Source organism: Mesorhizobium sp. 10J20-29 (assembly GCF_054130485.1).
The window spans coordinates 3,131,561-3,149,408 of sequence record NZ_CP199156.1 but is presented as its reverse complement, the minus strand read 5'-3'; the positions used below and the strand labels follow the sequence as shown (position 1 = coordinate 3,149,408).

Here is a 17,848-nt window from a genome sequence, read left to right as displayed (position 1 = left end):
TCAAGTCCCCGCCAGCGCGGCCCGAAGGCCGCGTTCCCCAAAATTCTACCGCCGCCCCCCCAGGCCGCCGACCGATACACCGCCACCCCCGAGGCCGACTGAAACGCCACCGACGCCGACAGAAACGCCGCCGCTTCCAACGCCAGCCGACACGCCGCTGCCGACACTTGCGGAAACCCCGCCGGTGCCCACGCCGGCGGACACGCCGCTACCGACACTGGCAGAGACGCCGCCAACCCCGACGCTTGCCGACACACCGCCGACGCCGGCGGACACGCCGCTCGTGCCAACGCTTGCCGAGATGCCGCCAATTGCCGCGTCGATGCTGTTGCCGGTCGGCGGCGCGACGAGTGCCTCGCGTACCGGCCCGGGTATGACTTTCTGGATGTTGCCCTTGCCCCTGATGGTTATGCCCTTGGAGGAATTCACAAAGGCCATCTGGCCGGCGAGGATGTTGGCGCGCTCGCCAGACCGGAGGTTGGTCACCTCAACCATGCCCCTCAGCACGGCAACGCTGGCGCCGCTCTTGGAGACCTTGACCTTGAAGCGGGTGCCCTTGACTACGGCGGCGAGGAAAGGCGTCTCGACGGAGAAGTGCCGTACCTTGCGGTGATCGACGTCATATTCGACAAGGCCGACGCCCTCGATGATCTTGGTCGAACCGCCCCTGCCCCCAGGCAGCGTCACCATCGAATTGGGCGAAACAATTATCGTCTGGTCGCCCCGGACCAGCTTTGCCCGGCCGTTTCGATCGGTGACCACGACCGAGCCGCTCTTCAGTAGGCCGCCTTTGGCCAGCGAGGCCAGTTGAACGCCGCGATGCTGCAGGAACACGCGGCCGCTTGTCTGTGCGACACGCCAATCCGCCGCCTGCACCACCGAGACGAAGCCTAGCAGCAGCAGCGCCGCGCAAAGCGACAGCAGAGAAATCGATCGCATGATCATTGGACCACCCACCCGTCAACGAAGGAATCGTGGAGCGAGCAGTAAGCGAAAATCCCTTTTATTCCGGAAAGCTGCCGTGGATGATTTTAACGAAAGGTGGAAGGTTCCGTTTGGGAATGACGCCCGGTCGGATGGCCGAACCGCCAAGTTCGGGCGCCCCGCGGAGCCGGTCCAAGTGTTCATCAAAGCGGGGCGTCAGGCAGAATGGTCAGTTCCGGCCGTTGCCGTTGCCGTTGCCGCCACCATTGCCGTTACCGTTGCCGTTGCCGCCGCCATGACCGTTACCATTACCGTTGCCCTTGCCATTGTTTCCCGACTTTCCGTTGGCCTTGCCCTGCGCCGCAGCGCTCTTGCCGGCACTTGCCACAGCCCCCTGGGACAGAGAGGCAAGGACGTCCTTGGCGCTCGCTGCCGCAACCATGGCTGCACGGGCAAGCCCTGGCCTGACCGCCTGAATGTCGCCTTTGCCCCTGATCGAGATACCCTTCCGGGCCCCGACTGCGCCACGTTGTCCGGGCAGCACATCGGCCCGGTCGCCCGACTTCAGGTTCGTAACCTCGACCCGGCCCCGATAGACGCCGACGCTGGCCCTGCCACGGCGCACGTTGACCACGAAGCGGGTGCCTTTGACGGCGGCAGCAAGGTAGGGCGTTTCGACGGTGAAATGCTGGACCTGCCTGCTGTCCACGTGAAATTCGACCTGCCCAACTGTCTGCAGGATCGTCGTCACCCGTCCGCGGTCGGCAGGCAATGTGACGACGGAATTCGGCGAAACGATCATCGTCTGCTGGCCGCGCACAAGCTGGGCCCGTCCGTTGCCTTGCGTGACGACGACCGCGCCAGCGCCAAGCGAAACGCCGTTCGACAACGAAGCGAGATGCACAGCCCCCTGCTGGATAAAGACGTCACCGCTCACCTTGGCGACGCGCCATTCGGCTGCGGTCGCGCCTGAAAGGCATGCGATGAAGAGGATTGCCGCCCAAACCGGCATGAAGGTTCTGGAAAGTCGCACTGCGCCCCCGCTTGGATTTCCGGCGGCCAAGTAGTTCTGCCGCGCCAAATCCAATAAATGGTCGAAAACCTGTCGTTTCCGTTAACCCGAGGGATAATCGCGCCAGACGCGAGGAAGTAACCTTGCGTCAAGGCGCTGGACACTATCGTCAAAAAATCTTTCGGCTAAGTCACGCCGGTTGAAACCTTGGAGACATGAAAGCAACCTCCAAGAGTTTCCTGAACGAACGGTCGTTATTCCGATTCGAGGGAAGCTATCGTTTGGTCCGGCGCCGCCACGGCTTCGCTGAACATGCCAGCCGATGCGGTCTTGAGGACCCACACAGAGGCCGCCTCGATGGAAGAGACCAACCCCGTCGCCTGGCTGCCCGGAGCGTTGAGCGCCAGGCTTTCGTCGACCGGCGGCAAGAAGCGCGTTCCAACGACGCGGACTTCAAGCCGCTCTTCCGGAATGGCCTGCGCGACGGTTGCGATCTGCACCACCTCGCGATGCGGGATGGAGGCCTCCTGCAGTTCGGCCAGGGCGGCCGATCGAGCCATGGGAATCGGCGCGAATTCAGGGAGAACGAGCGGCGCCGCCGAGGCAAGCCCAGCAGAAGAGCAGATCAGGCCCGCCGCGATCATTGCCTTGAGGACGATATTCTTGAGCATGGTTTCTCCCCGCCCGGAACGGCTGCCCCGGTGCCAAATTGTTGCCGATAGTCGATTGGCCGGATAACGACCTGGCAGGGAGTTGGTTCCGGGCGCGTTCAGCCCCGGCGCAGGGAATCGAAAATTCGCGCCAAGATCGTTAACGGGCTGATTGGTCTGGAAAAACGCGCCGCGCCGATGTCAGACGCGGGTGCGGCGGCGGTCCTTGCCGAGGCCGGTCTCGTCGAGCAGGCCCTTGCGCTTGGCGTCGTAGTAATAGCCGCGGGAATAATAGCGAACGGCCAGGTCTGGATCGCCTTCGGCCACTATCCAGGCGCCGCGCAGATACTTGACCGCGTATTTCAGATTGGTCTCGGCATCGAGCAGGCCGTTGGCGTTGCCCTTGTAGCCCATGCCGCGCGCCGTATCGTGGCGGATCTGCATGAGACCGTAATAGACGCGGTTGCGCGCCCGCGGGTTGAAGTTGCTCTCGCGCTCGACCACACGGCGCACCAGCGCCTCGGGCACTTCGTACTCGTCAGCATACTTGGCGATAAGCCGGTCGACCTCGCCACGCGGCGAGTCCGGCAAGGCATAGACGAAGTCGGTCTCGAGATCGCCCATGCCAGGCGGCAGCGATGCAACCTGGAAACTGCCGTCGGAAGGCGCCGGACCATTGTAGGACGCCGGAACCACCGACACCGTGTCGGGAAGGTCGACGGATTCGTCAGCGGCGTAGGCAAAGTCTGACGCGGTCGGCTGCAGGGCATAGCTCAGCCGGCTCGACATGCAGCCGGACAAAGGCGCGCAGCCAAGGGCCAGAAGGATCAGTAATGGTCTGCGGATTGCTGGCAACGTGCACTCAATTTCGAATTTCGTTGTCCCGCCCAAGACGTTGTTACACCAGCAGGCTGCCCGGGGCAATTGCCTTGGCCGCCCTGCAGGAACCGGGTGGTGGATAGTCCGGAATGATGCGATATTGTTCTTGCTATGTACACTCCAGACGACAGTTTTTGCCGATGAACCCCTCCCGGACCGGCCAGGAAATTCTCGAGACACCGCTCGGCTTCATCGGCCTTGCATGGACCGGGCAAGGACTGCGCCGGCTGTGCCTGCCCGACACCAGCCGCGCGGTGGTAGAGCGACGGCTCAGCAGGCATGACACGGACACCATGCCGGTCGGGACCGCACATGTGGGGCCGGAATGGCTGGAAGAGCTCATGCGCGGCATCTGCAGCTATGCGAACGGTGAAAACACCGATTTCGCTGACGTGCCGCTCGATCTCGCCGGCATCGACGCGTTTCGTGTGGCCGTCTACGCGGCCGCCCGCAAGCTGCGTTTCGGCGAGACGGTCACCTATGGCGAACTGGCGGCGCGCGCCGGCCATCCGGGCCTTGCGCGCGAAACCGGCGCGGCACTCGGCTCCAATCCTGTGCCGCTCGTCGTTCCCTGCCACCGCATCCTCGCAGCCGGCGGCAAAATCGGCGGATTCTCGGCACCCGGCGGCGCCGCGTCCAAGGCCCGGATGCTGGCGCTGGAAGGTGTCAGCATCGGCCCGCCGCCGCCTGCGCAGCAGGCATTCGGCTTCTAGGTCGCGTCAGCGACGAAAGCGGAATATCGGGCCGTCGTCTTCCGGATCGTAATACCGGCATTCGAGCACCGGGCAAGATTTCCGATCCGATGTCGGTACGTAAGACGTCTTCGCGCGCGTCCCCGACTCGCAATATCGGCCATTGGCAACGAAGCGCCCATAGAGCGGCAGGCTCGGGTTGCTTTTCGAGCGCCAGCGCAGGATTGCAGCGCCTTCGCTCTGCAGCCTTGCCTTGACCTGGCTGCAGGTCATGGACGTCGAATTGTAGCGTGAGATCGCGTGCGCCTGGAGCGAAACCAGCGACAGGCACATGGCGATCAGGACGGTTCTCTTCATCGTTGCCTCCGTAATCCCGGCCAGGTCAGGCGAGGCTCAAGCCCTCGCCCCTTCCGTCACGCTAGACATGGCGTCTGCCGGTATAAAGTCCAGCATCGGGCCTGTCGGTCGTGACGCTCTGCATGCTAACGCCTATGATCGGTAGGCAGTAATGGAGGAATTTTCATGTCCAAGGATCGTGTAGGCTTCGTCGGCGTCGGACTGATGGGCCATGGAATGGCAAAGAACGTGGTCGAAAAGGGCTTTCCGCTCACGATCATCGCGCACCGAAACCGCGAACCGGTGGAGGATCTCAAACGACGCGGCGCCGCCGAGGCCAAGAGCCTTCGCGAGCTTGCCGAGAAATGCGACATCGTCGTGCTGTGCGTCACCGGCAGCCCGCAGGTCGAGACGACCATCAACGGGCCGGACGGCCTTGCCTCGGCAGGCAAGGAACTGGTGATCTGCGACTGCTCGACCTCCGATCCCTCATCCACCGTACGCCTCGCCGAGGCGCTGAAGCCGCAAGGCATCAGCCTCGTTGACGCGCCGCTGTCGCGCACCCCGACTGACGCCGAGGCCGGCACGCTCGACGTCATGGCCGGCGGCGACGACATCCTTTTCGACCGCGTGCGTCCGGTGCTTGAAACCTTCGCAGGCCGGATCGTGCGAACCGGGCCGGTCGGCAGCGGGCATACGATGAAACTGCTCAACAACTTCGTCTCGCTGGGCTATGCAGCGATCTATTCCGAGGCGCTGGCGCTCGGCGCCAAGGCGGGGCTCACGCCACAGGTATTCGACAGCGTGATCCGGGACGGGCGGATGGACTGCGCGTTCTACAGGACGTTTTTCACCTGGGTTCTCGAGCGCGACCCCAACGCACACCGCTTCTCGATCTCCAACGCGCTGAAGGACCTGACCTACCTGTCGGCTGCCGCCAACGCCTCCGGCACGGCCAATCCACTGGGAGCCGCGGTGCGCAATTCCTTCGCGCTGGCTGCCGGGGCCGGACGCGCCGATGAGTTCGTGCCCATGCTGTCGGACGCCGTCGCCGCGATGAACGGCGTCAAGCTCACCGAATGATCACCGACTATTGTATTTCGCTTCGCATTCCCCTATATGCGATCCATTGATATTTCGGCCGATCGATCCAGAGGCCCGCGGTTCTCGCGTTTGCTGACGTCCATCTCCAAAATCTCGATACGAACGGCGAGGCAGGTAGCTTCGTCACACACAACGTCGCATATGAAGGAATACACACATGGCAACTGGAACCGTTAAGTGGTTCAACGCCACCAAGGGCTTCGGCTTCATCCAGCCTGATGATGGCGGTCAGGACGTTTTCGTCCACATCTCCGCTGTCGAGCGCGCTGGCATGTCGAACCTGGTCGAAGGCCAGAAGATCAACTTCGAGATCGAGCAGGACCGCCGTACCGGCAAGTCTTCGGCTGGATCTCTGACCAAGGCAGCCTGATTTAATTTCGCGCGCCCCCTGCCCAAGGGCGGGAGCGCGCGGCAAGTCACGGATGTACTGGCAGCCGCGCCGGTTGGCGCGCGACGGTCGCATTCAGTACCGGGTGCCCTGAACAGCAGATAGCTGCAGGCTTCGGAAGAGAATGTTTCCGGTCAGGCTACCGAGGAGCGGAAGGCGGGGTTTTTCCCCGCCTTTTTGTTGTCCGGATTCCGGCCGGCCTCAAGTCAGGGGAGCCAGCCAATCGGCACATGGCCGGGATCGGCCTCAACCCTTTGAAGCCAGGCCTGCACCGCGGGATACTGGCCGAGCTCGAAACCACCCTCGCCTGCCACATGCGTGTAGGCATAGAGCGCAATGTCCGCCACGCTCATCGCCGCGCCGGCGAAGAACGGGCTGTCAGCCAGATGCCTTTCCATCACGCCAAGCGCCTTGTTGCCGCGCGCCAGCGTCGCAGCCAGCCGGTCGGCCGTCGCCTCTGCCTTCCTGTTGGGAAAGGTCAGTAGCGCACGGCGCACCGCGATATAGGGTTCGTGGCTGTACTGCTCGAAGAACAGCCACTGATAGGCAAGCCCGCGCTCGTAGGCGTCCTGCGGGACGAAACGGGTGCCCTCTCCAAGATAAAGCAGGATGGCGTTCGATTCGGCCAGCCGGCGGCCGTCGTCCAGCTCGAGCAGCGGCACCATGGCGTTGGGGTTCTTGGCGACATAGTCGGGCGAACGCGTGCTGCCGTCGTGCGAACTGACCTCGACATGCTCGAACGGCTTGCCAAGCTTCGCCATCAACAGCCGCGGCTTGTAGCAATTGCCACTGTCACTCATTCCGTAGATCTTGGTCATGCCGTGCCTCCTGAACCCCTCGCACGATGCCCGCGACACGGACGCTCTTCCAGCGAGTTTTGTTGCAGGGTCGATCAGCCAGACTGATGCGTCAGCGCAATGCCCCGACCGCCCCGTCGTCCGGGTGAAGCAGTTCTTCGACATCGAGTGACCGGTCGTCGGCATCTGCGCCGGCAAGAGCGTGGCCGCCGAGCAGGCCGCCCTGCAGCAGACCGACGCCCGCGCGCAGCGCGGCGGTTAGCATTTCAGGCGTGTCGACGCCCGACACCAGCACCCTCGCCTCCTCCTGAAGCCGCGCTACCAGCGAGCCGAACAGTCGCACCGTCGCGTCGAAGCGACAGACCTGGCCGAACCACTCGCCGTCGACCCGGACGATGTCAGGGCGGATGTCGTGAAACAGGGCTTGCGACCAGTCGGCCGTGCCGAATCCGCCCATCGCGATGCCGATGCCGTGCCGCCGCAGATGCGCCGCGATTGCCGGCCAGGTCTCGGCAAGGCGTGCCGGCAGCATGCAGACCACCTGCGCCGCATCGATATCGGCTCGACCGATTTCACCCGTGACCAGATCGAGTTCGGCCAGGACCTTGGCGCGGCTGGTGTTGGCCAGAGGCTCCAGATCCAGCAGGAGTTGGCCTTCCGCGCCGTCGGTTTGGTGCAGGTTTCGCAGTTGCAGAGCCAGCCGAAGCCGTTCCAACGCTGCATGCTCCGTCGCCGGCAGCTCTACCAGGAGGTCGATCAGCCGAACGGGCTCGCCAGCCACGGCGGCAACGGTACCGCCCTCCAGTGCAACGCGTGCCAGCCGGTCGCCGGAACGCGCGAAGATCGGTCGGTACGTGGCGCGAAGCCGGCTTCGTTCGAAGGAGCCATACTCGATGCCCACTTCGTCGACGCAAAGACGGTCATCCCGCCCGAACCAGCCGGCCGCAGCCTTCATGAAGGCTGCCTGCGTCCGAATTTCCTGGCCGGGCGCTCGTGCCGGACCGCCGCCTTGTCGTGCGCTTCAGGCCCAGCGGCCGCCGGCCTCGCATGCTCGGACCTAGTCTCCTGCCCCTCGGCCTGGAACACGGAGAAGCTGGTGGGCGCCAGTTCTGGCCGCGCCAGCGCATAGCCTTGCACCATCGAAGCACCGGACCTTTCGGCCAGTTCGAGCTGCCATCCCTCCTCAATGCCCTCGAAGACGGTACGGATGCCCTGCTCGGCGAAGGTCGATACCATGGTGGCCAAGAGCGCGTAGCCTGGCCCGGACTCCATCAGCCGGGTGATCCACTTGGCGTCGAACTTGACGATGTCGGGATGCAGTTCCTGGATGCGGCTCATGTCCGAATCCTCGGCACCGTAGTCGTCGATCGCGATGCGGAAGCCATTGCGCTTCAGCGTTGCGACGAAATCGTACAGGGCCTCCTGCGAACCCGACTTCTGCTCCGTCACCTCGCATACCACCCGGCGCGGATCGATGAGGGCTTCGTGTAGGACCAGCCTCATGTCGCGCAGAGCGGCTTCCGCGACCGCGTGTTCCGTGAATACCGAGGGATCGAAATTGACGAAGATCGTCGAATCCGGCGACAGGCAGACTGCGGCATTGAGAAGATGCAGCGTGCGGGTCAGCGTCTCGACATGCAGGCGCGCGGCGGCGGGGACGCTGTTCAGGAAGGCAGCCGGGGTCCACGCCTGGTCGCCGCGGAACGGGCGCATCAGCCCCTCGAACGCGACGACGACGAGCTTTCCGTCCTCGAATGCGAATATCGGCTGGAAGGCGCTTTTGAGCGTATGGGCACCCCAGACACCGGTCGAGGTGCCATCTGCGTGGCGGACGATATGAGCAAGCCCAATGCTGCGCGACACGGCCGGGTGACTCCGAATCCCTTTGGAAGTTCAGCCGTCACTCATGCCACGCAAGGTTTTACCATCCGTTAACACATGCCTGCTGCGGGCAGTCCATCAGGAGAAGCACAGTACTAAAGCTTGCGCATTCGCGGAGGATCGGACTATGAGATGCGCGACCCTCAAGCCCTGTCAACCGGAGCGATTTCCGTCATGGCCTTCCTTGCCGATGCCCTTTCACGCGTAAAGCCTTCCGCAACGATCGCGGTCACGCAAAAGGCGCGCGAGCTGAAAAATGCCGGCCGCGACGTGATCGGCCTCGGCGCCGGCGAACCCGACTTCGATACGCCCGACAATATCAAGGAAGCGGCCATCGCAGCCATCAAGCGCGGCGAGACCAAGTATCCGCCGGTATCCGGCATCGCACCGCTGCGCGAGGCCATCGCGAAGAAGTTCAAGCGCGAAAACAACCTCGACTACCGCCCCGAGCAGACAATCGTCGGCACCGGTGGAAAGCAGATTCTTTTCAACGCCTTCATGGCGACGCTTAACCCCGGCGACGAGGTCATCATCCCGACACCCTACTGGGTCAGCTATCCGGAGATGGTGGCGATCTGCGGCGGCGCCTCCGTGTTTGCACCGACGAGCACCGACAACGGATTCAAGCTGACTGCCGCAGCACTTGAGAAGGCGATCACGCCGAAGACCAAGTGGCTGATGCTGAATTCGCCGTCCAACCCATCGGGCGCCGCCTACACCGAGGCGGAACTGCGGGCCCTGGCCGACGTGCTCGTCAAGCATCCGCATGTCTGGGTGCTGACCGACGACATTTACGAGCACCTGACCTATGGCGACTTTGTCTTCAAGACGATCGCCGAAGTCGAGCCCGCGCTCTATGAGCGGACGCTGACGATGAACGGCGTCTCGAAGGCCTATGCCATGACCGGCTGGCGCATCGGTTATGCCGCCGGCGCGCTGCCGCTCATCAAGGCGATGGACATGATCCAGGGGCAGCAGACGTCGGGCGCCTGCACGATCGCGCAATGGGCCTCGGTCGAGGCGCTGAACGGTCCGCAGGACTTCATCGCGAGGAACAAGACGATCTTCCAGAACCGGCGCGACCTCGTCGTGTCGATGCTGAACCAGGCGCGCGGCATCACCTGCCCGTCGCCCGAAGGCGCCTTCTACGTCTACCCGTCCTGCGCCGGGCTGATCGGCAAGAAGACCGCCGCGGGCAAGGTGATCGACAATGACGAGACCTTCTGCAGCGAGTTGCTCGAGGCCGAGGGAGTCGCAGTGGTGTTCGGCACGGCTTTCGGCCTCGGTCCGAATTTCCGCATCTCCTACGCCACGTCGGAAGATCTGCTCGAAGAGGCGTGCACGCGAATCCAGCGATTCACCGCCTCGCTGAGCTGAAACCGGTCACCTTATCCGACCAAGAAAACCCGGCCTCGCGCCGGGTTTTTCTTTTGGACGCCGTGTGTTCACGAATGCTTAGGCATCTTCAATGGTTCGTCGGCAAGTTTAACCAAATGAAACTCAAACCCCGTACGAATTGGCATCGAAGCCTTAAACTTACATCGGCAATAACCAGACCGTTGGGGTGAGGCTCCGGAAACAGGGACCCGCCCCAAGGCGGAATATTAGATGAACAGATCCAGGGCTGCTCGAGTTCTCGCAAGCGCCGACACCTCGGGGCCTGACAATTCCTCGACGGAATCTGCAGCCTTGTACCCCCAGACTTTGCTGCGGGCGCCAGGCGAGTTGTCGCGACAGGATGCCTCGGCACTGCAGTCGTTGCTGTTGGACCGCTTCGGAGACACCCGTTTTGCGGAAACGGATGCCGCCAACGACCCGGTCGCGCCAGTTTCCTCGGCCAGTGTGCCGCCATCCCATGTGAAATCGCGCCTCATAAAGAGCGCGCTTGGCCTGGCTCTCGTCGCTGCCGTCGGCTGGATGCCCGCGCAGCGCCTGTTTCAGGTGTCGAGCGTCGAGGCAGTGGTCAATGCGAGGCTGGTCACCGTTCGCTCGCCGATCAACGGCATTGTCGCCGGTGGCCCAGGCGTGCTGCAGGTCGGCGACGCTGTTTCGCCCGGCAAATCGCTGCTGTCCATCGAGAACGCCCGCATCGACCGCAGTGCGATCAACGCGGCGATCGACAGGTTGCAGCAGGCCAAGGACGACCGCAGTGCACTCGACATCCGGCTGGAAGGCCAGAAGAGCCTGCAGGGCGATCTGCAGGCGCGCATTGTTGCGTTTCGCAACAACCGCGTCCGCCTGATCGAAGCGCAGACCAACGAAGCCGAAGCGAGGCTCGCCTCCGCATTGGCGGTTGAAGAACGTGCCAGCGCCAGCCTCGAGCGCCACGCCAAGCTGTCTGGCCAGGGCTACCTGTCGAATGCCACGGAAGACGACACAAGGCGCGACATGGCAGTGGCGCAGGCCGGAGCCGACGAGGCGCGCGCGCAGATTGCAGCACTCGCCGTCGAGGCCAATGCGCTGCGCGCCGGACACTTCTTCGGTGACAGCTACAACGACGAGCCGCAATCGGCACACCGGCTCGACGAGGTCAACCAGACGATCGCCGTGCTCGATGGCGAAATCGGCCTGCAGGAGCAACGCATCGCCAGCGCGCAAGCGGCGCTGCAGCGTGCTGAGGAGGCATTCGCTGTCGCCAGCAAGGCGCAGCTCGTCGCGCCAGTCAACGGGCAGCTCTGGGAAATGCTTACCGCGCCAGGCGAACAGGTCATTGAAGGCCAGGATCTCGCCCGGCTGCTCGATTGCAGCAAGACGGTCGTGACCGCGGCCGTCAGCGAGTCGGTCTACAATGGCTTGACGCTGGGCATGCCTGCCAGTTTCACCTTCAGCGAAGGGGGCGCTGCCCTTGCCGGTCGCATCGTGCAGCTCACAGGCGTTTCGCCTGCGTCCTCCAACTTCGCCATCATGCCATCGGCCCTGACGAAGGAGTCCTACCGGGTCGCCGTAGCGGTCGACGGCGCTTCCAAGTCCGGGTCGTGTGCGGTTGGCCGCACCGGTCGCGTGGTCTTCGAGAAGCCGACCGCGTGACGGTACGGTAGGCCATGAACCCCATCATCTCGGTACTTGTCGAAGGGTTCGTGCCCGGACTGCTGGTCGGCGGCGCGCTGCTGCTTGTCATGCCCTGGCTCAAACGCGACTCCGACTGGCGCCTGCTGCCGGTCGCCATCGTGCTGGCGCTGACCGCACGCTATCTGTACTGGCGGGCCACCGTGACTATTCCGTCACTGGATACGCCGGTCGACTTTGCGGCCGGTTGCCTGTTCTTTGCCATCGAATGCGCCGCCGTTCTGGGCTCCGTCATCTCCTATGTGACGCTGACCCGAACGCGGCAGCGCACCAAGGACGTCGAGGCCAACACCGGATGGCTGTTCAGCCACGCGAAGATGCCGCTTGTCGACGTGTTCATCTGCACCTTCAACGAAGGTCGCGACATTCTGGAGCGCACGATGCTCGGCGCCACGGGCATGACCTATCCGAACTACCGGGTATGGGTACTCGACGACGGCGACAGGCCGTGGCTCGCCGAGCTGGCCGCGGCGCATGGATGCCGCTACCTGGCCCGGCCGGACAACGAACATGCCAAGGCGGGCAACATCAACCACGCCATCCGCCACGTGTCGGCGCTGATCGATCCGCCGGAGTTCATCTCGATCCTCGACGCGGATTTCGTAACCGCGCCCGAATTCCTGTCGCGCGCGCTGACTTTGTTTCGCGAGGAAGATGTCGGCATCGTCCAGACGCCGCAGCACTTCATCAACCCGGACCCGATCCAGGCCAATCTGCAGGCATCGGATGCTTGGCCGGACGAGCAGCGGTACTTTTTCGAAGTGCTGATGCCGGCCAAGGACGCCTGGGGCACCGCATTCTGCTGCGGCACTTCATCGGTCATCCGCAAGCAGGCGCTCGATGCGGCCGGCGGCGGTTTTCCGACCGAATCCGTGACGGAAGACTACCTGCTGACACTCAGGCTGAAGCGGCACGGCTTCCGCACTGTCTATCTTAACGAACAATTGTCGCTGGGCCTCGCACCGGAGGGCCTGCGCGAATACATCACCCAGCGCAGCCGCTGGTGCCTTGGCTTCATGCAGATCGTCCGCGGCCCCGACGGCCCGTTCAAGCTCAACAACGGGCTGCAGTGGGTCGACCGCTTCGCGCTCACCGAGACGACGCTCTACTGGTCGGCGGCCTACTTGTTCCGCGTCACCGGCCTGCTGATCCCGATCCTCTATCTGCTGTTCGACATTCACGCGGTCAACATCGGCACCGCCGACGGCCTCGCCCATTTCCTGCCCTACTACATCGCGCAGATCATGGTCATGGCCTGGCTGTCGAACCAGCGTGTCCTGCCTGTCATGACCGACCTGTCCCAGTTGCTGGCGGCGCGCGAGATCCTGACCGCGGTCGGCGTCGGCCTGTTTCGCCCGAAGGGCCAGAAATTCGAGGTGACGGCGAAAGGCGGCGACCGCAGCAAGACGGTCATCCAATGGCGCATGATGTCATGGTTCGCCGTGCTGCTGGTGCTCACAATCCTCGGTGTCGTCATGCATTTCGGCGGCAACAATTCCTTCCAGGACTCCAGCGCCGTCGCGCTCTACTGGTCGTGGTACAACATGGCGATCCTTCTCTCGGCCATCGCCGTCTGCGTCGAGCGCCCACGCAAGCGCAAAACGGACCGCTTGAGAGGCGCGCAGGCCGTCACTGTGACCCTCGGAAACCTCTCGCGGGTCTACATGACCGCCGACGTGTCGGTCGGCGGAATGCGGCTTCTCGGAAAGATCGATGCCCCTGTCGGCGCCAAGCTTTCGGTCAGCATCGGTCCCTCGCTCTTCGAAGGCGAGATCGTGCGGCGCTCCGACACCGATTTCGCGGTCGAAATGCACGAAAGTGTCGGCGCCCGGAACGCCATGATCCGCAATGTCTATTCAGGCGTGTTCGGCGCGGCGGTCAATCAGATCAGCTCGACCGTCGTGGCACGTCGGGTCCTGGCGCGGCTTTTCAGCTAACCCCGCGCCGGGAGCCGGATCGCCGGAAAAGGCCCGTCACGCCCCGAACTGCTCGTCGTCGACCTTCTCCATCCAGTCGACATGGACGCCCTTCAGCGCCTCGTGCATCGCGATATGCGCCATCGCGGTCGTTGGACCCGCGCCATGCCAGTGCTTTTCACCGGGGGCGAAGGAAACGACGTCGCCGGCCTTGAGCTCGACGATCGGCAGGCCCCAGCTCTGCGCCCTTCCGGCGCCTGAAACCACATAAAGCGTCTGGCCGAGCGGATGGGTGTGCCAGGCGGTTCGCGCGCCGGGTTCGAAGCCAACCATCACCGCACGAAGGCGCGAGGGTTCGTCGTTCTCGATGATCGGCGTCTGCAGCACCCGGCCCGTGAAGTATTTTTCGGGTGCTGCGATGGTAGTGACGCTGCCGCAGGGGATGACGTTCATATCGGTTTCCTCATGAAGTTGTAGCCGATGCCCTTGTCCGACAGCCGGCGCGGGCAGTCACCTATTTTTCTTGCCCTGCCGTCAATCCCATGGGACGATGCGGGCAAGGCAGGGGAGAACAAACCTGCCGCGCGACGGCCAGAGTGCCGGCCGCCGCTCCCTGGGAAACGCCTAGAGTGGAGGTCTGCCATCATGGGAAACCGCGCCGGAGGAAGATGCACGGGGCCGAAATGCATTGCCATTGTCGGTCCCTTCGCAAGCGGCAAGACGACACTTCTTGAAGCCATCCTCGCCCGAACGGGCACCATTCCCCGACAAAATCCAGTTTCATCAGGCAACACCGTCTCCGACCATTCGCCGGAGGCCAAGGCGCATGGCATGAGCGTCGAGGCATCGGTCGCCAGCATCGACTTCATGGGCGACAGCCTGACCTTCATCGATTGCCCCGGCTCGGTCGAATTCGCCTTCGAAGCCGAGCCCGTGCTCGCGGCCTGCGACATCGCGGTCGTGGTCGCGGAGGCCGACGAGAAGAAGATCCCTGCCCTCCAGCTCATCATGCGCAAGCTCGACGATCTCGGCGTGCCGCGCATCCTTTTCCTCAACAAGATCGACAAGACGGCGGCCGGCGTGCGCGATACGCTGAAGATGCTGCAGCCGGCGAGCGTTGCGCCGCTGCTGTTGCGCCAGATCCCGCTGCGCAAGGACGGGCAGACCGTCGGCTCGATCGACCTGGCGCTCGAGCGCGCCTATATCTGGCGCGAATTCGCCGAGAGCGAGATCGCCGAGATTCCGGGCGACGACAAGGCACGCGAGATCGAAGCCCGCTTCTCGATGCTCGAGACGCTCGCCGACCACGACGACCTGCTCATGGAACAGCTGCTCGAGGACCAGGAACCGCCGCGCGATGAAGTGTTCGACGATCTTGCGGCCGATCTTCGCGAGGGCTCGGTCATCCCCGTGATGATCGGCACCGCCGAGAAGGGCAATGGCGTGCTGCGCCTGCTCAAGGCCATCCGCCACGACGCGCCGGACGCCGCCATGACGCGCAAGCGCCTCGGCCTCGCCGACAGCAACACCGTGGTGGCACAGGTGATGAAGACCATCCACACGGCGCATGGGGGCAAGCTCTCGGTCTCGCGCATCCTGTCCGGCACAGTCGCGGACGGTTCCGAGCTTTGGCTCTCCAACGGCGAGACGGCGAAAGTTTCCGGCATCTACCGGATGCTCGGCAAGGACCAGTCGAAGGTCGCCTCGGCAGCCGCCGGCGACACGGTGGCGCTCGGCAAGCTCGACGCTGTGGCAACCGGGCAGACGCTCACGTCGGCCAAGGGCGGCATGCCGCCGCTGGTATCGCTCGAGCCGCCGCAGCCCGTCTATGCCTTCTCGCTGCGTTCGCGCGAACGCAAGGACGAGGTCAAGATGTCGGCGGCCATCCAGCGCCTGGCCGAGGAGGACCCGTCGCTGACGCTGCACCACAACCAGGACTCCGGCGAGACCGTACTATCGGGGCATGGCGAGATGCATCTGCGCGTCACCGTCGAGCGCCTGGAGGGCAAGAACCAGATTTCGGTCGAGGTGCGGCCGCCGGCCGTGCCCTACCGCGAGACCATCCGTAAAGCGGCGACACAGCGCGGCCGGCACAAGAAGCAGTCGGGCGGCCATGGCCAGTTCGGCGACGTTGTGCTCGACATCAAGCCGCTGCCGCGCGGCTCTGGCTTCGAGTTCACAGACACCATCACCGGCGGCGTGGTGCCGAAGCAGTACATCCAGTCGGTCGAGACCGGCGTGCGCGACTTCCTGAAATCCGGGCCGCTCGGCTTCCCGGTCGTCGATGTCGCGGTCAACCTCTCCGACGGCTCCTACCATTCGGTCGATTCGTCGGACATGGCTTTCCAGATGGCTGCAAGGCTCGGCATGAAGGAGGGGATGGCGCAATGCTCGCCGATCCTGCTCGAGCCGGTGATGAAGGTCGAGATCGCGACGCCGTCCGACGCCACTGCCAGAGTGACGGCGCTGGTGCCACAGCGGCGCGGCCAGATCCTCGGCTACGACGCCCGCCCCGGCTGGCCGGGATGGGATGTGGTCGAGGCGACCATGCCGCAGTCGGAGATCGGCGACCTTATCATCGAGCTGCGCTCCGCGACGGCGGGAGCAGCGAGCTACCGGGCGAGTTTCGACCATATGACCGAGCTCTCCGGCCGGCTGGCCGACGCGGTGATGAACGAGAGCGGCAAGGCCGCCTAGGCAAAAATACGCGGCCCGCTGTAACATCGGCGGCCCGCCACGCGAAGGTGATCAGAGGTGAGTTGCTCTCGCCTGCGCGGCAATGGACATTGCCGCCAGCCGTTCCGAAGGAGTGATCGACATGGTTGCCATCCACCGCCGCCCCTCATGGGCGATCGCCGAATCCCTGGCGACGCCCGAGGCCGCTTATCTCAACCGCCGCAGCCTCCTGCAGGCGATGGGCATTACCATGGCGTCGGCAACCGCGCTCGCCGCCCTGCCCGGCCCCGCACGGGCGCAGGACGCCGATCCCACCGCCGACCTCTACCCGGCCCCGAAGAACGACAGCTACACGCTCGACCGCGATCTGACGCCCGAGGAGTTCAACGCCAACTACAATAATTTCTACGAATACGGCACGCAAAAGGAAATCGCCGCGGCGGCGCAGCAGCTGGTTGTGCGGCCCTGGGAAATAGCCATAGACGGCCTGGTCGAGCAGCCGATGACGCTCGCCTTCGACGATCTCGTGCGCAAGATTCCCCTGGAGACCCGCCTCTACAGGCACCGCTGCGTCGAGGGCTGGTCGATGACCATCCCGTGGGCGGGCTTTCCGCTGAAATCGCTGGTGGCTCTGGCTAAGCCGCTCGGCTCGGCGAAGTTCGTCCGCTTCGAAACCTTCCTCGATCCCGCGATGGCGCCCGGCCAGAACAGCTTTCTCTACCCGTGGCCCTATGTCGAGGGCGTCACGATGGCGGAAGCGGAAAACGATCTCTCCTTCATCGCCACCGGTGCCTACGACAAGCCGATCGCCAAGCAGCACGGCGCGCCTCTGAGGCTTCACCTGCCATGGAAATACGGTTTCAAGTCGATCAAGTCGATCCGCCGGATCTCGTTCGTGGAGGAGCAGCCGGTCGGACTGTGGGAGGCGATCCAGCCCAGCGAATACGGCTTCTGGGCAAATGTGAACCCGGAGGTTCCGCATCCGCGCTGGAGTCAGGCGAGCGAGCGCGTCCTGCATACGGGCGAGCGCGTGCCGACCCTGTTGTTCAACGGCTATGCCGAGGAGGTCGCCGGCCTCTACGCCGGCATGGACGCGGCCAAGCTCTATATGTAAACGGATTCGGCTTCCCGGCTGCCCGCTTCGCAGGCACTCCATGCTTCTGCCCACAAATTGCGCAGACCCGAACGGACGAACCGATATCAGGCTCGACGTTCCGGTCGAAGCTTATCGCGCGATGCGGCAAGGAGAACGGACGATCATCCAGATGTCCCAAAAACAAAAAAAGCCGGATCTATGGGATCCGGCTATAGTTTGATTGGAAGTGCCCGTTAGGGCTAAACCTCCAGAGGGGAACACTCAAGAGCGCTAATGGGAGGAGAACGCGCTCAGGAGATGTTCAATATATGAGCGAACCTTGCCTAACAAACAAGCAGCTTTGTTGCAGGGCTCCCATGCAGAAACCTGCGGGCTGTGGTCCAGCACAACTGGTAAAGACATTGGACCAGTGACGCGCGACTGATCGACGT

At 63.8% G+C, this 17,848-nt stretch carries 17 protein-coding genes; 8 read left to right on the top strand and 9 right to left on the bottom strand.

The window, feature by feature from the left end; translation table 11 throughout:
* Positions 1 to 45: 45 nt before the first annotated feature.
* The 4 genes from ACT2BZ_RS15055 to ACT2BZ_RS15040 form a co-directional block, all read right to left on the bottom strand.
* The gene (locus ACT2BZ_RS15055; protein WP_457935945.1) at positions 46 to 945 is read right to left on the bottom strand and encodes a FecR domain-containing protein; all 900 of its coding nucleotides are present in this window, start codon (positions 943 to 945) and stop codon (positions 46 to 48) included.
* A gap of 208 nt (positions 946 to 1,153) precedes the next feature.
* Positions 1,154 to 1,936 carry a FecR domain-containing protein gene (locus ACT2BZ_RS15050; RefSeq protein WP_457935944.1) on the bottom strand — a complete coding sequence of 261 codons (783 nt, stop codon included), beginning with the start codon at positions 1,934 to 1,936 and terminating at the stop codon, positions 1,154 to 1,156.
* Between the two features lie 254 nt (positions 1,937 to 2,190).
* The gene (locus ACT2BZ_RS15045; RefSeq protein ID WP_457935943.1) at positions 2,191 to 2,607 is read right to left on the bottom strand and encodes a hypothetical protein; all 417 of its coding nucleotides are present in this window, start codon (positions 2,605 to 2,607) and stop codon (positions 2,191 to 2,193) included.
* 180 nt (positions 2,608 to 2,787) lie between these two features.
* Positions 2,788 to 3,564 carry a transglycosylase SLT domain-containing protein gene (locus ACT2BZ_RS15040; protein ID WP_457941335.1) on the bottom strand — a complete coding sequence of 259 codons (777 nt, stop codon included), beginning with the start codon at positions 3,562 to 3,564 and terminating at the stop codon, positions 2,788 to 2,790.
* A 41-nt stretch (positions 3,565 to 3,605) separates the two neighbouring features.
* Here ACT2BZ_RS15040 and ACT2BZ_RS15035 point away from each other — a divergent pair, with 41 nt between their 5' ends.
* Positions 3,606 to 4,178 (top strand): methylated-DNA--[protein]-cysteine S-methyltransferase, encoded by a 573-nt coding sequence (locus tag ACT2BZ_RS15035; RefSeq protein WP_457935942.1) that lies wholly within the window; start codon positions 3,606 to 3,608, stop codon positions 4,176 to 4,178.
* Positions 4,179 to 4,184: 6 nt separating this feature from the next.
* Here the strand turns inward: ACT2BZ_RS15035 and ACT2BZ_RS15030 are convergent, their stop codons facing one another.
* The gene (locus ACT2BZ_RS15030) at positions 4,185 to 4,514 is read right to left on the bottom strand and encodes a hypothetical protein (RefSeq protein ID WP_457935941.1); all 330 of its coding nucleotides are present in this window, start codon (positions 4,512 to 4,514) and stop codon (positions 4,185 to 4,187) included.
* A gap of 165 nt (positions 4,515 to 4,679) precedes the next feature.
* Between ACT2BZ_RS15030 and ACT2BZ_RS15025 the strand changes: the two genes are divergently transcribed.
* On the top strand, positions 4,680 to 5,576 hold the full coding sequence (locus ACT2BZ_RS15025; protein ID WP_457935940.1) for an NAD(P)-dependent oxidoreductase: 897 nt from the start codon (positions 4,680 to 4,682) through the stop codon (positions 5,574 to 5,576).
* 178 nt (positions 5,577 to 5,754) lie between these two features.
* Positions 5,755 to 5,967 carry a cold-shock protein gene (locus ACT2BZ_RS15020; protein ID WP_457935939.1) on the top strand — a complete coding sequence of 71 codons (213 nt, stop codon included), beginning with the start codon at positions 5,755 to 5,757 and terminating at the stop codon, positions 5,965 to 5,967.
* A gap of 224 nt (positions 5,968 to 6,191) precedes the next feature.
* Here the strand turns inward: ACT2BZ_RS15020 and ACT2BZ_RS15015 are convergent, their stop codons facing one another.
* From ACT2BZ_RS15015 to ACT2BZ_RS15005, 3 genes are all read right to left on the bottom strand, one after another.
* A complete protein-coding gene (locus ACT2BZ_RS15015; RefSeq protein WP_457935938.1) occupies positions 6,192 to 6,803 on the bottom strand; it encodes a glutathione S-transferase family protein in 612 nt (203 codons plus the stop codon).
* Between the two features lie 91 nt (positions 6,804 to 6,894).
* Positions 6,895 to 7,737, bottom strand: a complete 843-nt coding sequence (locus ACT2BZ_RS15010) for an EAL domain-containing protein (protein ID WP_457935937.1) — start codon at positions 7,735 to 7,737, stop codon at positions 6,895 to 6,897.
* Positions 7,734 to 8,645, bottom strand: a complete 912-nt coding sequence (locus ACT2BZ_RS15005; protein WP_457935936.1) for an EAL domain-containing protein — start codon at positions 8,643 to 8,645, stop codon at positions 7,734 to 7,736. Before ACT2BZ_RS15005 ends, ACT2BZ_RS15010 begins: the two co-directional genes overlap by 4 nt.
* A 192-nt stretch (positions 8,646 to 8,837) precedes the next feature.
* Between ACT2BZ_RS15005 and ACT2BZ_RS15000 the strand changes: the two genes are divergently transcribed.
* The 3 genes from ACT2BZ_RS15000 (at position 8,838) to ACT2BZ_RS14990 (ending at position 13,666) form a co-directional block, all read left to right on the top strand.
* Complete coding sequence (locus ACT2BZ_RS15000; RefSeq protein ID WP_457941334.1) at positions 8,838 to 10,040, top strand: pyridoxal phosphate-dependent aminotransferase; 1,203 nt, start codon at positions 8,838 to 8,840, stop codon at positions 10,038 to 10,040.
* A gap of 312 nt (positions 10,041 to 10,352) precedes the next feature.
* Entirely contained in the window at positions 10,353 to 11,690 is a 1,338-nt protein-coding gene (locus ACT2BZ_RS14995) for an HlyD family secretion protein (RefSeq protein WP_457935935.1), read from the top strand.
* Between the two features lie 14 nt (positions 11,691 to 11,704).
* Complete coding sequence (locus ACT2BZ_RS14990; RefSeq protein ID WP_457935934.1) at positions 11,705 to 13,666, top strand: glycosyltransferase; 1,962 nt, start codon at positions 11,705 to 11,707, stop codon at positions 13,664 to 13,666.
* Between the two features lie 36 nt (positions 13,667 to 13,702).
* On the opposite strand, the gene ACT2BZ_RS14985 is transcribed toward ACT2BZ_RS14990, so the two are convergent.
* On the bottom strand, positions 13,703 to 14,098 hold the full coding sequence (locus ACT2BZ_RS14985; RefSeq protein ID WP_457935933.1) for a (R)-mandelonitrile lyase: 396 nt from the start codon (positions 14,096 to 14,098) through the stop codon (positions 13,703 to 13,705).
* A 192-nt stretch (positions 14,099 to 14,290) separates the two neighbouring features.
* Between ACT2BZ_RS14985 and ACT2BZ_RS14980 the strand changes: the two genes are divergently transcribed.
* A complete protein-coding gene (locus ACT2BZ_RS14980; protein ID WP_457935932.1) occupies positions 14,291 to 16,342 on the top strand; it encodes an elongation factor G in 2,052 nt (683 codons plus the stop codon).
* A 121-nt stretch (positions 16,343 to 16,463) separates the two neighbouring features.
* Positions 16,464 to 17,435 (top strand): protein-methionine-sulfoxide reductase catalytic subunit MsrP, encoded by a 972-nt coding sequence (gene msrP, locus ACT2BZ_RS14975; RefSeq protein ID WP_457935931.1) that lies wholly within the window; start codon positions 16,464 to 16,466, stop codon positions 17,433 to 17,435.
* The last annotated feature ends 413 nt before the right edge of the window (positions 17,436 to 17,848 follow it).

What these genes read in the sequence shown, in the direction of transcription:
- ACT2BZ_RS15055 (WP_457935945.1), bottom strand. Translation starts at nt 945, where the DNA reads ATGATCATGCGATCGATTTCTCTGCTGTCGCTTTGCGCGGCGCTGCTG.
- ACT2BZ_RS15050 (WP_457935944.1), bottom strand. Translation starts at nt 1,936, where the DNA reads ATGCCGGTTTGGGCGGCAATCCTCTTCATCGCATGCCTTTCAGGCGCG.
- ACT2BZ_RS15045 (WP_457935943.1), bottom strand. Translation starts at nt 2,607, where the DNA reads ATGCTCAAGAATATCGTCCTCAAGGCAATGATCGCGGCGGGCCTGATC.
- ACT2BZ_RS15035 (WP_457935942.1), top strand. Translation starts at nt 3,606, where the DNA reads ATGAACCCCTCCCGGACCGGCCAGGAAATTCTCGAGACACCGCTCGGC.
- ACT2BZ_RS15030 (WP_457935941.1), bottom strand. Translation starts at nt 4,514, where the DNA reads ATGAAGAGAACCGTCCTGATCGCCATGTGCCTGTCGCTGGTTTCGCTC.
- ACT2BZ_RS15025 (WP_457935940.1), top strand. Translation starts at nt 4,680, where the DNA reads ATGTCCAAGGATCGTGTAGGCTTCGTCGGCGTCGGACTGATGGGCCAT.
- ACT2BZ_RS15020 (WP_457935939.1), top strand. Translation starts at nt 5,755, where the DNA reads ATGGCAACTGGAACCGTTAAGTGGTTCAACGCCACCAAGGGCTTCGGC.
- ACT2BZ_RS15015 (WP_457935938.1), bottom strand. Translation starts at nt 6,803, where the DNA reads ATGACCAAGATCTACGGAATGAGTGACAGTGGCAATTGCTACAAGCCG.
- ACT2BZ_RS15010 (WP_457935937.1), bottom strand. Translation starts at nt 7,737, where the DNA reads ATGAAGGCTGCGGCCGGCTGGTTCGGGCGGGATGACCGTCTTTGCGTC.
- ACT2BZ_RS15000 (WP_457941334.1), top strand. Translation starts at nt 8,838, where the DNA reads ATGGCCTTCCTTGCCGATGCCCTTTCACGCGTAAAGCCTTCCGCAACG.
- ACT2BZ_RS14990 (WP_457935934.1), top strand. Translation starts at nt 11,705, where the DNA reads ATGAACCCCATCATCTCGGTACTTGTCGAAGGGTTCGTGCCCGGACTG.
- ACT2BZ_RS14985 (WP_457935933.1), bottom strand. Translation starts at nt 14,098, where the DNA reads ATGAACGTCATCCCCTGCGGCAGCGTCACTACCATCGCAGCACCCGAA.
- ACT2BZ_RS14980 (WP_457935932.1), top strand. Translation starts at nt 14,291, where the DNA reads ATGGGAAACCGCGCCGGAGGAAGATGCACGGGGCCGAAATGCATTGCC.
- msrP (WP_457935931.1), top strand. Translation starts at nt 16,464, where the DNA reads ATGGTTGCCATCCACCGCCGCCCCTCATGGGCGATCGCCGAATCCCTG.